General features: G+C 43.3%; 15 protein-coding genes. 11 read left to right on the top strand and 4 right to left on the bottom strand.

Features of this window, described 5'->3' with window-relative positions; translation table 11 throughout:
* Positions 1-314: 314 nt before the first annotated feature.
* Positions 315-1,241, top strand: coding sequence for a collagen-like domain-containing protein (locus ABEB05_RS13000; RefSeq protein WP_265790778.1), 927 nt, complete (start codon positions 315-317; stop codon positions 1,239-1,241).
* 167 nt (positions 1,242-1,408) lie between these two features.
* Positions 1,409-1,621 carry a hypothetical protein gene (locus tag ABEB05_RS13005; RefSeq protein ID WP_265790780.1) on the top strand — a complete coding sequence of 71 codons (213 nt, stop codon included), beginning with the start codon at positions 1,409-1,411 and terminating at the stop codon, positions 1,619-1,621.
* 42 nt (positions 1,622-1,663) lie between these two features.
* On the opposite strand, the gene htpX is transcribed toward ABEB05_RS13005, so the two are convergent.
* On the bottom strand, positions 1,664-2,530 hold the full coding sequence (htpX, locus tag ABEB05_RS13010; protein WP_265790782.1) for a zinc metalloprotease HtpX: 867 nt from the start codon (positions 2,528-2,530) through the stop codon (positions 1,664-1,666).
* A 232-nt stretch (positions 2,531-2,762) separates the two neighbouring features.
* On the opposite strand from htpX, the gene ABEB05_RS13015 reads away from it, so the two are divergent.
* Positions 2,763-4,208, top strand: coding sequence for a pyridoxal phosphate-dependent decarboxylase family protein (locus ABEB05_RS13015; RefSeq protein WP_265790784.1), 1,446 nt, complete (start codon positions 2,763-2,765; stop codon positions 4,206-4,208).
* A 3-nt stretch (positions 4,209-4,211) separates the two neighbouring features.
* Here the strand turns inward: ABEB05_RS13015 and ABEB05_RS13020 are convergent, their stop codons facing one another.
* Positions 4,212-4,817, bottom strand: coding sequence for a TetR/AcrR family transcriptional regulator (locus tag ABEB05_RS13020; RefSeq protein WP_265790786.1), 606 nt, complete (start codon positions 4,815-4,817; stop codon positions 4,212-4,214).
* A 210-nt stretch (positions 4,818-5,027) separates the two neighbouring features.
* On the opposite strand from ABEB05_RS13020, the gene ABEB05_RS13025 reads away from it, so the two are divergent.
* The 6 genes from ABEB05_RS13025 (at position 5,028) to ABEB05_RS13050 (ending at position 14,495) form a co-directional block, all read left to right on the top strand.
* Positions 5,028-6,332 (top strand): NfeD family protein, encoded by a 1,305-nt coding sequence (locus ABEB05_RS13025; RefSeq protein ID WP_265790788.1) that lies wholly within the window; start codon positions 5,028-5,030, stop codon positions 6,330-6,332.
* A gap of 28 nt (positions 6,333-6,360) precedes the next feature.
* Positions 6,361-7,191, top strand: coding sequence for a slipin family protein (locus tag ABEB05_RS13030; protein ID WP_265790790.1), 831 nt, complete (start codon positions 6,361-6,363; stop codon positions 7,189-7,191).
* A gap of 47 nt (positions 7,192-7,238) precedes the next feature.
* Positions 7,239-8,246, top strand: a complete 1,008-nt coding sequence (locus ABEB05_RS13035) for a Gfo/Idh/MocA family protein (RefSeq protein WP_265790792.1) — start codon at positions 7,239-7,241, stop codon at positions 8,244-8,246.
* Between the two features lie 275 nt (positions 8,247-8,521).
* Positions 8,522-9,823, top strand: a complete 1,302-nt coding sequence (locus ABEB05_RS13040; protein WP_265790794.1) for an efflux RND transporter periplasmic adaptor subunit — start codon at positions 8,522-8,524, stop codon at positions 9,821-9,823.
* Positions 9,824-9,854: 31 nt separating this feature from the next.
* Positions 9,855-12,971 carry an efflux RND transporter permease subunit gene (locus ABEB05_RS13045; protein WP_265790796.1) on the top strand — a complete coding sequence of 1,039 codons (3,117 nt, stop codon included), beginning with the start codon at positions 9,855-9,857 and terminating at the stop codon, positions 12,969-12,971.
* Between the two features lie 129 nt (positions 12,972-13,100).
* Positions 13,101-14,495 (top strand): alkaline phosphatase PhoX, encoded by a 1,395-nt coding sequence (locus ABEB05_RS13050; protein WP_265790798.1) that lies wholly within the window; start codon positions 13,101-13,103, stop codon positions 14,493-14,495.
* An 88-nt stretch (positions 14,496-14,583) separates the two neighbouring features.
* Here the strand turns inward: ABEB05_RS13050 and ABEB05_RS13055 are convergent, their stop codons facing one another.
* Positions 14,584-14,961 carry a DoxX family membrane protein gene (locus tag ABEB05_RS13055; RefSeq protein ID WP_265790800.1) on the bottom strand — a complete coding sequence of 126 codons (378 nt, stop codon included), beginning with the start codon at positions 14,959-14,961 and terminating at the stop codon, positions 14,584-14,586.
* A 382-nt stretch (positions 14,962-15,343) separates the two neighbouring features.
* Between ABEB05_RS13055 and ABEB05_RS13060 the strand changes: the two genes are divergently transcribed.
* The gene (locus ABEB05_RS13060) at positions 15,344-16,618 is read left to right on the top strand and encodes a hypothetical protein (RefSeq protein ID WP_265790803.1); all 1,275 of its coding nucleotides are present in this window, start codon (positions 15,344-15,346) and stop codon (positions 16,616-16,618) included.
* Between the two features lie 782 nt (positions 16,619-17,400).
* On the opposite strand, the gene ABEB05_RS13065 is transcribed toward ABEB05_RS13060, so the two are convergent.
* The gene (locus ABEB05_RS13065) at positions 17,401-17,766 is read right to left on the bottom strand and encodes a DNA-binding transcriptional response regulator (RefSeq protein ID WP_265790805.1); all 366 of its coding nucleotides are present in this window, start codon (positions 17,764-17,766) and stop codon (positions 17,401-17,403) included.
* Positions 17,767-18,141: 375 nt separating this feature from the next.
* Between ABEB05_RS13065 and ABEB05_RS13070 the strand changes: the two genes are divergently transcribed.
* Positions 18,142-18,738, top strand: coding sequence for a YceI family protein (locus ABEB05_RS13070; protein ID WP_265790807.1), 597 nt, complete (start codon positions 18,142-18,144; stop codon positions 18,736-18,738).
* Positions 18,739-18,761 lie beyond the last annotated feature (23 nt).

Genomic DNA, 18,761 nt, shown 5'->3' on the forward strand with positions numbered 1-18,761 from the left:
AGTTGGTTATCTAATGTTGATAAGGGAGCCAAATAGATTTACCATGCTCCGAAACCAATTGGGCTCAACATATAATATATGATACCATCGAGGGTTAAAACGTCAATTTTTCGGGCTACCATCCTTTAGATCAAAATTAAAATACTACCTGTATAATATTACGGGTATAATTTGCAGGGATGCCATAAACTTAAGGAAATATCCGAATATTTTGAGCTCATTTTGTTTCATACCACGTATACCATACTAATGAAGAGAGTCAAATACTCTCCTTCGAATTTCACAATGTAATTAAAAAGAACGTACACCTTATTATGAATACAACTACTAAGAGAGAACGAAGACAGAATATCTTAAAGAAACTGTTGTTAGTTGCATTGCCACTGGCATTAGTTTTGGGAACTATGGCTGGCTGTGAAGGTCCGCAGGGACCAGATGGAGCACAAGGTCCACAGGGACCTATTGGTCCTGAGGGACCGGTAGGACCCGCTGGTGAAGATGGTAGCGTAATCCATGCCGGGTCCGGTGCACCCTCAGCAGATACCGGAGTAAATGGCGATTACTACCTGAACCAGGATACTGGGGAGCTATATGGTCCAAAAAACGATGATGGATGGGGTACCCCTATCAGCCTGCAGGGGCAAGACGGTGTTGACGGACAAGATGGTGCTGACGGCGAAGACGGCAGCCAAATACATTCTGGAACTAGCTCCCCCGATGCTTCACTGGGTATTGTAGGGGATTACTACTTAGATAAAAGCAACTTCGACTTCTACGGACCCAAAACCAATAGTGGTTGGGGAACGCCAATAAACCTGAAAGGTACCGCTAATGTTATCTATTCTTCTTGGACTACCTTGGATTCTGCCGTTCGAGATACCACTATCGACGGAAGTGACATGCAAGTGGGCCATATTGATGCTCCACAGATCTCCCAGGAAATCATAGATCAAGGCGTGGTTAATGTCTACATGGAATATTCCAGCGACATATACCCTCTTCCCTACACTGGTTATGCAGGAGGAGCTACAAATACTATGGATTTCCTTCCACGACTGAACAGGCTATTTATTACTCGCTTCACACACGATAACAGCGCTAGTGTCGGTTTTGCCAGTTCTTTGGAATATCGCTATGTCCTTATCCCCGGCGGGGTAGCGGCAAAAAGCAAGATATCTAAGGATCAGATTAAAAAGATGTCATATGCAGAAGTTAAAAAACGCTTCGGCATTCGAGATTAAAATCCATCCCTAACTTACTTGGTTATATACAATATACGAGCCCTGTCAATTTCGGCAGGGCTTTTTTATTTGGAATGTTATATATACAAACCAAATCTGGTGACAATATAAATTCAAAAAGAAGTTACTTTATCTTATCTTTTCGTAAACTTAATAAAGTACCTGCTATGAGTTCTGTGGTTGATTCTTACAAATTAGGCCCCATCGAAGTTACGATTACCGAAGCTGAGCATCCTAACAAGCTTAAGGTTGATTGCAACGATAGTAAATACCATTCGCAATTTACTGTACGCAAATACGAGTATAAAAACTACAAACGCCACATGAACCAACGCATCAGGAATGCTTTTGAGGAGCAATATAATAACGAAGAGGAGTAAGCAATGTTCAAAAGTTTGATTCTCTTCTTTAGCACTCCATCTTTAATCAAAAAGATACTGCCCGGTTTTCTCCATATGCATTAAACGCTTAACCCGGTCTTCCGTATCCGGATGGGTAGAAAACAGACTCATAAAACGTCCGCCATTAAAGGGATTTACAGGAAACATATGAGAAGTTGAGCGCATAGCCGATTCCGAAACCCTCATGGGGACTTCCTCAGCCGCTTTTTGAATACGCTGCAGTGCAGAAGCTAGATGGTGGGGCGCGCCGGATATTTCTGCTCCTTCGCGATCAGCCTCGTATTCCCGTGTCCTGCTGATAGCGGACTGTAACATCATAGCCGCAATGGGAGCGGTAATAAGTACAATAAGCGCTACCAATGGATTTGCCCCGCGGTCATTACCTCCCATCGGAATAAAATAGGCAAATTGCGCCAGCATACTCAGAGCACTAACTACCGTTGTCACAATCGTTTGAGTAAGAATATCCCGATTTTTGATATGCGCTAACTCATGAGCCGTAACACCACGAAGCTCATCCTTATCCAGAGCTTGCAGGATACCTTCGGTGAAGGCCACTGCCGCATTTTCAGGATTGCGTCCCGTTGCAAAAGCATTGGGCTGCTGCTGGGGAATAATATATAGCTTTGGCATTGGTATTTCCGCCCGCCGGGTTAATTCCTCAACCATCCCGTACAACTCCGGATGCGATTGCTGGTCTACCGGCTGTGCATCGTACATGCGCAACACCATTTTATCGGACTTCCAATAGCTAAAGAAGTTCATTCCCATCGCAAAAACAAAGGCTATTATAAGTCCTGTTGAACCACCTAAAACCTGGCCCACCAGCATAAACAAAACTGCGGCAAGGGTCATTAAAAATACCGTGCGTAATCCGTTTCTATTCATAACTTCTTCCTTTTCTATTTTTATAGCTATTATACGTATGAGAGAACCTGATGTTTCTCTTTCCGATATAAATATGCTATCACAACCGTATTTATAACGTAAAATCAATTCTTTTTAGTTCTTATTTCCGACCAATTATTTCTAGAACCAATAATTATAATTTTGCGTCTGTTTTCGGGAGTCGTATATTCATATCCATTTATTTTCTATTCAGCAAACTGTTATAGTTTCTATGGAGAAACGCATTAGAGAACTCGAAAAACAGTCCCGGCGACTGGAAATTTCTGACCGGCAGCGATCTACAATGTTGGAAAAAGCCGGCAGATATGGAGAAGAATTTATAAGTGAGATATCCGAGAAACCCGCCTTTGAGAGCTTCAATAGTACTGAAAGCAAGCTGCACAAACTTTCTTTTGAGGAGGGAGGAAAATCCTTTAAAAAACTGCTGAACGTACTCAATTCAGAAGTTGACAGTAAAGGGCTAAATCCTGCTTCGGGTAAACATGGCGGGTATATTCCTGGGGGCGGAATATACCCCTCTGCTATTGCCGACTTCCTGGCAGCCATTACCAACAGATATGCCGGCGTCTTTTTCTCATCCCCCGGAGCTGTACAGATAGAAAATAAATGCATCCGCTGGATGTGCGACCTCGTTGGCTATCCTGATACAGCGGCCGGAAACCTGACTTCCGGAGGATCCATCGCTAATCTTATTGGAATGGTTGCCGCCCGGGATGATTCCGGTATTCAAGCGAAAGATTTTGAAAGAGCAGTGATTTATACTACCCACCAGGTTCATCACTGCGTAATCAAGGCTATAAAATTTGCAGGTCTCAGGGAAGCTAAAATACGAAAAGTTGAGATGGATGACCGATTTCGAATGAAACCGCAAGCACTATCCCGACAGATCGCAAATGATAAAAAAGATGGACTCATTCCACTGATGATATTTGCATCAGCGGGTACCACCGACCTGGGAGCCGTCGACCCGATGGATGAGATTGCGGGTATCGCCCAAAACCATAATCTCTGGTTCCATGTAGACGCTGCCTACGGCGGATTTTTTCTACTTACTGAACATGGAACAAAAGTAATGAAGGGGATTGAACAATCCGATTCGGTAACAATTGATCCTCATAAAGGACTCTTTTTACCCTATGGAACAGGGGCTGTACTCGTTAAAGACGGGAAGAAGCTTTTCAAATCCCAGCATATGATGGCAAACTACATGCAGGATACCCTGAAAGCGACCGAAGAGTGGTCGCCGGCCGACCTGTCTCCGGAGCTTTCCAAACATTTTCGCGGCTTGCGCATGTGGCTTCCGCTTCAACTACTGGGTATAGCTCCTTTTCGGGCTGCGCTGGACGAGAAGCTATTGCTTACCCGTTACTTCTACCAGGAAATACAGAAAATAGAGGGTATCGAGGTAGGACCGGAACCAGAACTTTCCATACTATTCTTCCGATACATTCCCGACTCCGGCGCTGCCAATGAGTTTAACAAAGACTTGGTGGATTATATCCACCGCGACGGTCGTGTCTTTTTATCGTCTACCCACATCAACGGGAAGGTATACCTGCGACTAGCCGTGCTCCATTTTCGCACTCATCTCGAGGAAATTGACCTGATTCTTTCCGTCATTCGCGAAGGCATTACTGAAATTGCCTCTGAGCACTAGTTTTTAAGACGTCAGCCAGTTTAAAACAGTATCTAAAACAATTCCTTTCCGATCTGTAGCACTTCGGACTAGACCAGGCTTATTGGGTAACATCGCATTATGTACAGGGAACGCGAGTGTTGGATAATAACACAGCGAAAAAATATTAAGAAGCAGCTGTTCCGGCTCTACTGAAGTAATCAAATAGTCTGAGGCTGCTTCCTCAATTTGACTTTTCAGTACATCACTGTCCAGGGAAACTTGCTCTTTAAAAAGTGGAATGAGCCAATCCGGGTTACGTCGGCTTTCTGTAATAATGAACCCCAAAGCCTCGGAATGGTCATCGGCCCTTTGCAGGCAAAAATCGATAAATTGCTCAATTTTTTTAAAAATAGGGATATCTTCTTCCAGCTTTTCTGATAAACCATCAAACACGGTAACTACAGACTGAGCGTATACATGTTCAAACAGCTCTTTCTTGGTATTAAAATAATAGTGAATCATTGCCTGAGATACTCCTATATGATCGGAAATATTTTTCATGCGGGCCCCCTCGTATCCCCGGGCTAAAAATTCTGTCCTAGCAGCGTTAATAATCTCTGATCGGCTTCCCGACTTGCTTTCCGGCATAATATTAATTAGTTAGTTAATAATAATCAGCTCCAGTTAATATAGATTATACAAGAGAACTAAACAAAACTAATTGATTAATTAATATTGACTGTACTAATTATTGAAAGCATTCAAAGAAATGCGGCAAGTTGCTTAATTACTATTGAATTAAGATTATTCCTGCACCGCTATTGCTTCCGAAGTCCTTTTTGATATCTTATTAATAGTATGAAACAAACGCTGATCATAACACTCCTTTTTTCTATAACCACTATTGCCAGTGGCCAGCAGGATACCCCTGCCGTTAACAATGAAGCAACTTCCGCGCCTACCATCATGATGATTGCTGTGGATGGTTCTATCTCTCCGACCACTACGAACTATATAAACCGTGCTATTGCAAAAGCCCGGGAACAGCAGGCCGAAGCGCTTATTATTCAGTTGGATACGCCCGGCGGATTGCTGGAATCAACCAAGAATATTGTTCAGGTATTTCTGGACTCCGATAATCTTCCAATTATTGTCTATGTAGCGCCTGAAGGCGGGCGAGCGGCCAGTGCCGGTACATTCATTACCATGGCTGCCCATATCGCTGCCATGGCCCCAGCTACGACCATTGGGGCGGCATCTCCTGTACAGATGGGAGGTGGACAGCAAGATTCGGTAATGCAGAAGAAAATATTTAACTATTCAGAAAGCTTTATTGAAAGTGTGGCAAACCGGCGTGACCGGAACGCCGAGTGGGCAAAGTCCGCTGTACGTGACGGCGAATCCATTACCGCTGAGGAAGCCCTCAAACTCAATGTTATTGATTTTATCTCCAATGATCGGGATGAGCTGCTCAAACAGATTGATGGACGAGTTGTGAATGGGGATACTCTACAAACCCGAAACGCTACCATTGAAGAAATTCCTACTAATTTAGCCGAAAATCTCCTGAGCTTCATTATGCGTCCTGAAGTGATGCTCATTCTCACTATGATTGCCATTTACGGTATCATTGGAGAGGTTACGAATCCCGGTGCCATCGTCCCGGGCGTGGCAGGCGTTATCGCACTGATACTGGTACTTTATGCCTCGGCTTCCATGCCGATTAATATCGCAGGGTTTGCACTCATTGGTTTAGCGATTGTTCTTTTTGTTGCCGAAGCGTTTACTCCGGCCTTTGGTATTCTCATTGGGGGTGGGGCAGTTGCATTTTTTCTTGGGGCGCTCATGCTATTCCAGGATTTGCCTCAATCGATGGAACTTTCCTGGGCATGGCTCGTCCCGGCCACCGTATTAACAACCCTGTTTTTTGTCTGGATTGTCACCGAGGGAATCCGCATACAGTTTTCCAATAACGTCACCGGAAAAGAGTCAATGGTTGGGCGTAAGGGGGAGATCATCGAATCTATTAAGGATGGAAAAGGACGAATTTTTGTTAACGGGGAATACTGGAATGCAGTAAGCGATGAAGAAATTAAGGAAGGAGAAGTTTGCGAAATCGTTGAGATTGAAGGCCTTACGGCCAAGGTAAAGCGCAGCACATAATCAACACCAATAAAGTTTACATACTATCATGGAAAATGGAGATCAATTTATCAATTCTCTTACATGGATTATCACCATCGCTGTTCTGGCAGCTATTCTTCTGCCTCAGATGTTCAAAATTTTGAGGGAATATGAACGGGCCGTTGTTTTTCGGTTGGGTAAATACCAGGGCACAAAAGGACCGGGACTTATTGTCCTTATTCCCTTTATCGATAAGATAGAACGAGTGGATCTTAGGGTTCTTACCATTAATGTGGACCGGCAGGAAGTTATCACCAAAGATAATGTTACGGTACACGTAGATGCAATTACGTTCTTTCGTGTTATTGATGCCGAGGATGCCGTTATACAGGTAGAACAATACATTCACGCAACGTCGATGCTCGCTCAAACTACCCTGCGTAGTATAGTGGGACAGGTTGAACTGGATGAATTGCTGGCGGAACGTGAAAAGGTCAATAAAAATATTCAAGAAATTATTGACCGTCAGACAGATCCCTGGGGTATCAAGGTGGTCTCGGTAGAAGTCCGCGATGTAGTCTTACCTGAAAATATGAAACGTGCGATGGCCCGACAGGCTGAAACCGAGCGCGAACGTAGAGCGAAAGTGATTAACGCCGAAGGTGAGTTCCAGGCCGCTGAGCGTCTCGTTGAAGCTGCTACTATGATGAAAGAAGCTCCGATGGCCCTGCAACTCCGTTTCCTGCAAACAATGACCGATATCAGTGAAGAGAATGCAACCTTCGCATTTATCCCGCTGCCTATGGAGATGCTCGAAGTCTTTAAAAATATGTCTGGCGTACAGCTGCCTCCGGAAGTCGACGGAAATGATGGAGACAGCTCTGACAATGAATCTTAATAACTAAAGTAGTTTAACTCTACTTTATCTGATATAAATATAAACTTATGGGAAAAGAACGGAATATTCGCTGGGGGATTTTAAGCACCGCTAAAATTGGAGTTGAAAAAGTTATTCCCGCTATGCAGCAGGCCGATAACTGTGAAATTGTGGCTATTTCATCTCGAAGCGTCAAACGGGCAAAAGAAGCAGCCGATAAATTGGGAATCGGACAAGCTGTGGGATCGTACGAAGAATTGCTGGATCTCCCTGACATTGATGCTGTTTATAATCCGCTCCCTAATCACCTGCACGTTCCTTGGTCCATAAAAGCCTTACGGGCGGGTAAGCATGTGCTTTGCGAAAAACCCATAGGGCTGTCCTATAAAGAAGCGGAAACGCTCCTGGCCGAAGCCGAGAGGCATCAAGAACTAAAAATAATGGAAGCCTTTATGTACCGGCATCATCCCCGGTGGATCAAAGTTAAGGAGCTGATACAAAAGGAGGCTATTGGCAAACTGCAAACCGTACAATCCTTCTTTTCCTATTACAATGTTGATCCTGAAAATATTCGCAATATATCCGATATTGGAGGTGGAAGTCTGATGGATATTGGTTGTTACTGTATTTCCGTTCCCCGGTTTTTATTTGATGAAGAACCCAAGTCGGTCATAGGGAGTCTGGAAGAAGATCCAAACCTCAATATAGATCGGCTGTCGTCGGGAATACTGAACTTCCCCAGCGGTTCTGCCACGTTTACAAGCGGTACCCAGCTGGCTCCTCATCAAAAAGTAAAAATATTTGGGAGCAAGGGAATGATTGAGCTCTCCATGCCTTTTAATGCCCCCACTGATGAACCGACCTATATTCATATACAGATCGAAGGCAAAGATCATACTACAGAAATCGCTCCCTGTAATCAGTTTACCGCTCAGGGAGAACGATTCTCACAAGCCATTATTGAGGACCGTCCCGTTCCAACTCCTTTCGAGGATGCTTTGAAAAACATGCAAGTTATCGATGCCATTATCGAGAGCAGCATAAGTAATGCAAAAATTACCATGACTAATCTTTAAGCACTAAGTAAGCAACCTGATATAGAGAACAAAAACATCTTTTTATCGTTAATTAGGATATTCTATAGTTAACTAATTGATTAGTTTATTTACTATTCGTTAAATCTGTCCTCGCTCTAACAGTGGATAACCTATCCCCTTCAAGATTCCTTCAGGATTATCACATATCATATCTGCTAACAACTTATTACAACTATAAACGAACGTTTTCTCCTAAGGTTTCTATTTTCTAATACTATATGCAGTTGAGCAATCATTAATTCTACACTTGCAAAATGAAAAAGCTTTTGATCAATTTTTTTAAACCAATCACAATTCTATTCGCGGTTACTCTACTTGTTACAGGCTGCTCGGGAGAAAATACAGAAAGTTCAGGAGGAGATGCAGGTGAAACAGCCTCTGTAACCCCTGCTGTTGAAGCGGTAAAGGCGCGGTATGGGTCCCTTCCCCTTTCAGAACGATTAAGCGGAACCGTTGTAGCGGACAACCAAGTCGTTTTGTATCCGGAAATTTCCGGGCGTATTACACAGGTCCACGTCCGTACGGGTGATAACGTACAAAAGGGTGATCCTCTTGTATCGCTTGAGGATAAACAGTACCAGGAACAAGTAGAGCAGGCCCGGGCCAACCTTAAGATTAACCAAGCCCAATTAAAGCAGGCCCAAGCCCAATACCGCGAGCTTGAATCTGAATACCGTAGAACGCGGCAGCTTAGTGAAAAGGAACTCTCCAGTGATCTCGAAATGGAACGCATGGAGGCTCAGATGGAATCCGCAGAAGCAGATGTAGAACTTGCAGAAGCCCAGGTTGAACAGGCGCAGTCTACTTTGGAAGAACGTCAGGAAATGCTGTCACAGACTGTTGTGAGAGCCCCCATTACCGGAACTGTGGGTCAACGCAATGCAGAAATGGGGATGCAGGTTGGCTCCAATACACAATTGTTTACGATTGGAGACTTAGACAATCTCCGAGTTGAGGTAGTACTAACCGACAATATGCTCAACGACATATCTGTTGGACAAACCGCTAATATCCATGTAGGCGATCAAGTTATCGAAGCTGGACTTTCTCGTATTTCTCCTTTTCTAAATAATGTTACCCGAAGCACGGAGGGCGAAATTGATGTAGAGAATGAAAATAACATTCTACGTCCGGGTATGTTTGTCCCAGTTGATATCCTATATGGAGAAAGTCAGCAAGCCACATTAATTCCTACCAGCGGCCTCTATTCCGATCCGAATACGGGCAATGCCGGAGTATATGTAGCAACTTCTCTTGGAAGCGAAATCCAGCCGGCTGAGCAAGTAAACGCTGATAATCCTCCTCCTCTTACGGAAGCCACAGAAGTACAATTCAGGGAAGTAGACGTTATCGCTGAAGGTCGCATGGAGGTAGCAGTGGATGGCGTTGAACCCGGCGACTGGGTCGTAATTGTTGGTCAGGATTTGCTATCGGAAGGACGAAACCAGGCTCGCGTTCGAACCAGTTCTTGGGAACGCATTCTGGCCATGCAGGGGATGCAAAGACAAGACCTGCTACAGCGTGTACTGGATAGCATCCAGACAGCTAATGAATAATTAAAAAGAGCTTATTACAAACTGAACTACTATGAAAATTACCGAAACTGCTGTCAATCGTCCGATCGCCACAACGATGTTGTTTCTCATCATCATCGTGCTGGGTGTTATGTCATTTCGATATCTGCCTATTGATCTTCTCCCCCCTGTAGAATATCCACAGCTAACCGTAGCAACGGAATACCCGAATGTAGGGCCGGAAGAAATAGAAAAAATTATAACCCAGCGGATTGAAAATACCATTGCTGGAGTGCCTGGTGTTGAGCGCGTTAGATCAAGCTCTTCTGAAGGACAAAGCCGCGTGACTTTAGAGTTTACACAAGGTACAGATATTGACGTCGCTGCCAATGATATACGTGCCGCCCTGGACCGGATCCGGGATGAACTCCCACCCGAGGCACAAGCTCCGCGTATATGGAAGTTTGATCCGAATAACTTCCCGGTAGTCATTGTAGGAGCTAATTCTGACAAAAACCTGCAGGAACTGACCCAGCTGCTGGAACGCGAGGTTACCAAACAGTTTGAACAGATCCCGGGGGTTGGCTCTATTGATATATGGGGCGGAGTCTACAGAGAAGTTCACATAGAGCTCAAGCGGGATCGGTTAATTGCCAGTGGACTTTCATCAGCCCAGGTACAACAAGCTATTGCCAGCGAGAATGTTAACTTGCCCGGTGGCAACGTTAATTCAGGTATTCAGCAACTCTATGTCCGTACATTAGGCGAATATGAATCACTCGATCAAATTTCGAATACCATTATCACTACGGTTGAAGGCAAACCAATTAGAGTGAAAGATGTGGCCGAAGTAAAATGGGGGTATGAAGACCTCAATCGCCTGGTAACTATTGACGGAAAACCAATGGTTCGCTTTGGGATTCGAAAACAAACCGGGGCTAATACCGTTGCAGTAGCAGAAAATATTCGCAATGAAATTGAGCGGGTTAACGAGCAACGTGATGACATGGAGCTCTTTGTCACCACCGACCAGAGTGAATTTATCCAAAGTTCCATTGATAATGTTCAAAACTCAGCCGTTTGGGGAGCTTTACTTGCTATATTTGTATTATATCTCTTTCTCAGGAATGGATCTTCTACTTTCATTATTGCAATAGCAATACCCATATCTATTATTGCCACTTTTGCCTTGCTGTACTTTAACGGGCTAACCTTAAACCAAATGAGTTTCGGGGGACTCGCTTTAGGAGTTGGGCTTATTGTGGATAACGCCATTGTGGTCCTCGAAAATATAATACGTCTCAGGGAGGAACGTGGAAAAGACCTAAAGGCCAGTGCCTTGGTCGGAACCCGGGAAGTAGGTGGGGCTATTATCGCTTCTACTATCACCACTTCTGTTATCTTTCTGCCAGTCGTATTTATGCAAACGATTTCCGGTACGATCTTCCAGCAACTTGCTCTTGTTGTGGTCTTTGCCTTGGTTTGCTCCCTCTTTGTTGCGTTAACGCTGGTTCCCATGCTCTGCAGTAAATTTCTTACGGTACAGCCGGAAAAGTCAGAAAAAGCGCAAAAGAAAAACTGGTTCCAGCGTTACTTCCAGAAGCTGGAAAATAATTATACCGATTTTATTAGCTATACACTGGGGAGGAAAGGATGGGTATTTGGCATCACCGGGGTATTGGTTATCGGATCCTTTTTACTCATTCCTATCATTCCCGTTGAACTGGCCCCGCAATCGGATGCTGATGAAATAGATGTAGACTTTATGATGGCAGAGGGCACTAATATTGCGGTTCAAAACGAATACCTTCAGGAACTTGAAAAAGTAGTACGCGCAAACCTACCCATGGACGATGTCGACCATCTTACCACGGACGTTCGTGACGGTCGTGCTGAAGTTGAAATTTCCATGGTTAATGCTTCTGAACGGTCACAAAGCACTTCGAAAATTGCAGATCAGCTTCGCGAAAAAGTAGCCGGCACAATTCCGGGTGGAGATATTCGCGTAAGTGCTCAATCGGGGCTATGGATTTTGCGTCGGCTGTTTGGATCCGGGGGAGGAGAAGCCGTGGAAGTACAGCTCAGGGGTTATAACTTGGATCAGGCCCAGAAAATCTCCCAGGAAATTAAACTGCGTATGGAAGAAATCCCAGAAGTTTCGGGTGTTCGGGTTGACCGCAGAGAGGGTCGGCCTGAAGAAAACATGACCTTTGACCGGGAAAAAATAGCAGATCTTGGCCTCACTGTAAGTGAAGTAGCCCGGGTCATCCAAACAAATATAGGCGGCAGCAGGGCCGGAACGTACCGTGTAGGAGGAGATGAGTTTCCGATAAATGTCCGGCTCCAGCCTGATGACCGTCTAAGCACGACTGATCTTGATAACATTTCCATCCGGGCAGCGAACGGAGAGGTATTACCTATATCGGCTGTTGTCTCACAAAAGAAGGGCCGGGGACCTACGGATATCAACCGTATAAACAGTCAGCGCGTGTCGTATATCTCGGCAAATTTGGAAAGCGGAGTTGCCTTGGGGGAAGCAGTCGAAAAGATTCAGGCTAAACTCTCCGATGTACCGCTGCCCGATGGTTTTTCTATAGTATACAGTGGTGAATATGAAGAGCAGCAGAAAGCAGCTGCTGATTTTCAACTTTCCATAATTATGGCACTGATACTTATCTATATGGTTATGGCAGCCCAGTTTGAGCGTTTCTTTGATCCGCTGGTTGTTATGTTTTCAGTACCGCTTGCCGTTATTGGGGTTGTTCCAACGCTTCTGATTACGGGCACAACTATCAATATGCAGAGCATGATGGGGATCGTGATGCTCATAGGTATTGTAGTAAATAATGCGATTGTACTGGTAGACTATATCAACCTGATGCGAAGAGAGCACGGCATGAACGTCCGGGAAGCTGTTATCTATTCTGGAAAGCTCCGCCTGCGTCCTATACTAATGACTACACTTACCACTGTCTTAGGATTATTACCGTTATCATTTGGAGTAGGAGCGGGAGCCGAAATACAGGCATCCCTGGCACGTGTAGTTATTGGCGGGCTTACAGCCTCAACCCTGATTACACTGGTATTCATCCCGGTTGTATATGTCTCTGCCGAACAATTCCTTGCCCGCGTCCGCAGTAAAAACTGGATCCCGTTCACTAACGAAAGTGTGAGTCCCGCAAAGGCTTAATTATAAATTAATATTCTCATAACTGGATTTTCTCCTTAAAGTTGTTATCCTAAAAGACTTTGATATGTTAAAAGGTTGCGAAACCTTTTGTTACGTACGTTCTTATAAAAATTTAGGATTAACTTGGCTATGTCTATTTCCCGCAAACATTTTTTAAAACAGGCCGGAGCGCTTACATTAGGGTTTTCCGGGCTGCAAATTATCAGCGGCTGTACTCCCTCGGACCGAATGAGCAAAAATCTGATAACGGATCCTTTTGGACCCCTGCAATCCGATCCCAATGGACTCTTTGATCTTCCAGAAGGATTTAACTACAAAATAATCTCTAAATTCGGGGATCAGATGGATGACGGCTTGTTTGTACCTCATCGCCCTGATGGCATGGCTACCTTTCCGGGGCCGGATGGACTCACCATTTTGATCCGCAACCATGAAGTTAATCCTGCTAAAGGAGGCGCCGAAAGTGCCTTTGGAGAAGACTTTGCCTTAACGGACAAGCTAGGTCCCGATGAATTCTACGACCTCGGTCAGGATAACAATCCCGGACAAGGAGGGACGACGACTATCGTCTACGATACCGAAAATCAACAGATTGTTCGTGAATTTCTGAGCATAGCAGGAACGTTACGTAATTGCGCCGGGGGACCGACGCCCTGGAACAGCTGGCTAACCTGCGAAGAAATTGTGACCGAGCCCGATGATGTTTATGCCAAACGACACGGATATGTATTTGAAGTACCGGCCTCCGCAGAAATCGGTCGCGCCCGTCCCATTCCTATAAAAGATATGGGACGTTTTAACCACGAAGCCGTAGCAGTTGATCCCAACAGCGATGTAATCTATCTCACCGAGGACGATTCTGAAGGCTTACTGTATCGGTTTATTCCCAATACGCCGGCTAAATTACTGGATGGAGGTAAACTACAGGCTCTCGCTGTCAAAGAACGTCCAAGTTTAGATACCCGTAACTGGGAGTCCCAAACAATAGAAGTAGGAGAAAATTTACAGACAGAATGGATTGATGTAAAAGATGTTGACAGTCCGAACGATGATCTCCGCTACCGTGGATTTAATGATGGTGCGGCTCGTTTTGCCCGGGGAGAAGGCATGTGGTATGGAAATGATGCAATCTATTTTGCCTGTACAAATGGCGGACCTGAAGAATTGGGTCAAATATGGAAATACACGCCCAGTACGGATGAAGCCACCTCTGGTGAAGAAAACAATCCCGGTACCCTTGAACTATTTGTAGAATCACTGGACAGCACCATCATAGAAAATGCTGATAACCTTACGGTTGCTCCCTGGGGTGACTTAATAGTCTGTGAAGATACCGACGAAAAACAGGATCTAAATGGCATAACTCCTGAGGGAAAAGTCTATAAGCTTGGTCGAAATGCAAAATCTAATTCTGAATTGGCTGGAGCTGTATTTTCACCCGATGGTTCAACCCTTTTTATGAACATCCAGCATTCCGGCATAACACTGGCTATCAATGGTCCTTGGGAGAAATCAAGGGGATAGGATAGGTAGCAAAAATAAAATAGGACCTGTCAGTATATATTAAATAACAGGTCCTATATAATTATTCTGCTAAATTTCACTCAAGTGTTCAGACTTCGGGCTCCAGGCTTGTCTCATCTTCAAACTGTCCGGCAAGAATCCAAGCACCTCCGGCCAGAGCCGTATCTTTAAGCAACATCGTCATTGCTGATGACCCTCCATCTCCCATTGCAGAAGGCAGATGTATGCTTAACATAAAAATAAGAAGCATCCCCCCAAGCAGCAGGCATGCCAACCGGGTCTTCTTACCTATAAGAATACTAATACAAGCTGCCAGCAAGGCCACTCCAGTTAAATAAACCCAAAATACTCCGCCGGGGATGGGAACCATACCGGCCATTTGGCTTGTATTCATAAAATGAAATAATCCAAAAACACCCATTGGTAGTGCATATAAATAACGACCTGCTTTTAATAACGCATCCATAATAACCCCTTTCTTTGTTAGTGTTAGATGGTGCAATTCAATATAGAATAAATATAGTTTAATGTTAAATAAACCATATTTCTCAAATTAGTAAATCTCTGCCTATTCTCATATTGCAGTATTGCATCACTCCTATATTCATGCTTGCACAACTGCAATTAATCTCCTTTTCTTTTCTCCGTTGATCATCTACCAGGTAAAAAAGTTTCAAAAAAAACACACCTTATGTTCCATTATGCCCCTTTATGAATTTTTTTTCTTATCTGGTACCGTTTTGGAATAGATATTGTATCACTATAAAACTCAACGAAGAAAGATCAAATATTTTTTAATAAGCATTATTAAACAACTAACAGTAATAACAAAAAAAAGGAGTATCATTATGAAGCTCTCCATAAAATACATCACTACCCTAGTTCTCGGTTTCTTTTTCATGGCCGGAAACGCATTTGCCCAATTTGATCGGGATCTGCAATACTATACTTATCCCGACCAAAGAGGACTTAATCAGTTTGAGGCCCCATTCCAAACCGATGTCGAATTTGACGGAGTCAATGTTCGCATTGGTGGAGCCAATACACTCCAGTTTCAGGGATTAAGCCAGGATAACGATGCAGGTGACCTTCCGGCACTTGAATCAAACTTCAACCTCGCAACATCTAACTTGGACCTCGATGTTGGACTCGGAGACGGACTGAGAATGCATTTGCGAACCTATTTAACCTCACAACACCACACCGAAGCCTATGTAAAAAGTGGATACATGCAAGTTGACCGACTGGATTTCATTAAGGAAGGTTTATTATCCGGACTTATGGATAAGATGCGCTTTAAAGTAGGTCACATGGAGCTGAACTACGGGGACAACCATTTTCGGCGTACCGATAACGCTTTTGCCATCCACAACCCATTTGTAGGAAACTACATTATGGATTCATTTACTACTGAAGTTGCAGGAGAGGTTTATTATTACGATAAAGGCCTTTTAGCAATGTTAGGTGTAAGCAATGGCAAACTGAATCAAAGCGTTGTTGCGGGGGATATTAAAACGCATGCTACCGTTTATGGTAAATTAGGTTATGACAAAAAAATGGGCGACCAATTACACTTCCGTTTAACAGGTTCAGTCCTGAATGTCTCAAATTCTCCGTCCATCTATCTCTATTCCGGAGACCGAGCAGGTTCTCGTTATTATAGTGTAATGGATGACGGATTCCGTTCTGGCCGATTTGCCCCCAGCTTTACTCCCGGACGTGGTGAGCCTGCTGCTGCGGGTGAAATGACTGCCATTATGATCAACCCATTCGTAAAATTCCAGGGACTTGAATTCTACGGTGTTTTCGAAAATACTTCTGGAAATATCAAAGGCAACGATTCCCGAACCTTCAACCAATATGGTGCCGAACTGTTGTATCGCTTCGGTGCAAATGAAGACTTTTACCTGGGTGGTCGATATAACCTGGTCAGTGGCGAAACTATGAGTGGAGATATAGAAATCGATCGCTTTAACATTGGCGGCGGTTGGTTCCTTACTAAAAACGTGATGGCCAAACTCGAGTATGTCACTCAATCTTTTGACGGTGAAGGTTATACCGACACCAAATACCAAGGTGGCGAATTTGATGGTGTAATGCTCGAAGCCGTTATCAGTTTCTAAACATAAATACCTCTTTGTTTGCCTCATCCCTAAGGCAAATCATATATAATCCCTCAACGGTGTCGTCAGGATATGGCGGCACCGTTTTTATTTTATACATAATTTTCTTCTAAGGCTTTTTTCTCCACCAGATTTCTAATAGTAACATCCTTTCGGCCTGTCCGTCATCTGATAATTGAAACACCTGTTGCTTCCATTATCGGTAGCCCAGATTAACATAAATCAATTGCCAGTTGAAAGGAATTTGTTTTCTGATCCCCCAATTAACATTTAAGATATCTGATAGTTTTTTGAAAGATTCATCTACTCAGATCCTTACCTATTAATCGTTCAGTCCTACCTAAAATAGAAAAGCTTATTACCGGTTCTAATTTTTATGACCTGTCCCGGATATCTTGGACTAGAAGTTGAGTTCGCCGTACCTCCTAAACATTCCAGCACAAATAGAAAACTCTCAGTCTCCTGCAGAAAAGTTTATGTTGCTTGTATATAGTATTCCTTTTCCGAAGAAACCATTATATACCTTAAGGTTAGGCCAGATATTCTTCAACGGATGATGTGTCTTATATAAAACTAAATGAATGTTCTAGCAGGAATACCTGGCACGAAAAAGTAAAGACAAGTAATGCTATTACGCCTTCTATCAGTTGGCTGATTACAAATTTTGGATCACCAAATCTTATAATACCACTCTTGGGGTTATAGCGTGCTGAATAACAGGAAAAAGTAACAAAATAGGAAGAGAACCACTTTAAAGTTATGAGGAATCTCTTTTATTTTTATCAGGCAAGTGGAAGCGTCATTTTCTTTATAACTCCAAGCAGCTCATCGAATTCAATCGGCTCCAAGATGCAGTCATCTGCCAACTCCATTAATTCAAGGTAACAGGTTTCGTAGGTCAGATATGAAATTATTGCAATAACTTTTGCAGAAGGGAATTCTTGTTTAACCTCATGCAGCAGCGTGGATTTAAAAATATATTGACTGCATGCAATTACAATATCAATCTTTTCTCTATTCAAATACTCTTTGGAGCCCTCATCATCTTTGGGGACAAAACAGTCATACCCTTCTTCCTGCAGTAAAAGCTGTAAGGAATCCCGGATGGCTTCTTCTTTGTCGAGTATTAAAATTGAAGGTAATTGCATTGATAATTATTTGCTTGCTATTGTAGTAATGAATAGCTCTTGCTATTACTATTGCAATTAACGGGCCAATTTTATAGAAAAGACATAATTATGGCATGAAGTAGTAAAAAAGAGAATCTACAAATCGAAAGGCTATCAGTAATTATTTAATAGTTGCAGCAATGCAATCATTTTGAAGCGTTACGTTGCATAACTGCATATAGCTATCAGGTGTACTTTTTTAATTTCCAAATAATTCTCAAAACCCCTCCTCAGACGGTATAAACTGGCCCCTTTTCACAAAAAAATATTTTATAATCCAAATTTTGGTATGATGATTGCACTATTACTTATATCAAATAACTCATTGTTTTTAATATCTAAAAAGAGGTTGTTATGAAGTATCTACTTACATCTTTAATTATGTTCTTATCTGTTGCTATAGGTAATGTATTCGCGCAATCAAACAGCGTTACTCTATTGGAAAAGAGTACTATGCAAATCGATGGAACTTCAAATGTTCACGACTGGACAGCTGACGTAGAACAGCTGAACTTTGACATCTCACTCGACCAATCGGCTGTAGAGGGAGAGTCTCTTCAAAATCCGGTTACCGCTCTCTCTCTAACTATTCCTGTAGAAGGACTTGAAAGCGGCAAGGGACGCATGAATGGAAAAATGTATGATGCCCTCAAAAAAGACAAGAATCCAACAATTACATTTAAAATGTCGTCCTCGGAATTAGCGAAGACTACCTCCGATACCGGCTTTATGCTCAACACATCAGGAACGCTCACTGTCGCCGGTACCAGTAATGAAATCAGTTTCCCGGTCGAGGGAACGATTCAAGACGACGGTACCTTTAAGTTTACCGGTAGTTACGAAATTGACATGAACGACTACAATGTTGATCCCCCTACTGCTATGTTTGGGGCTGTCAGAAGTGGTGAAATGGTTACTATAAACTTTGAACTCTTTTTCTCAGTTCAATAAATAACGCAGATGGACAATGCGCC

This window comes from Fodinibius salicampi, from assembly GCF_039545095.1.
GTDB classification, from domain to species: Bacteria; Bacteroidota; Rhodothermia; order Balneolales; family Balneolaceae; genus Fodinibius; species Fodinibius salicampi.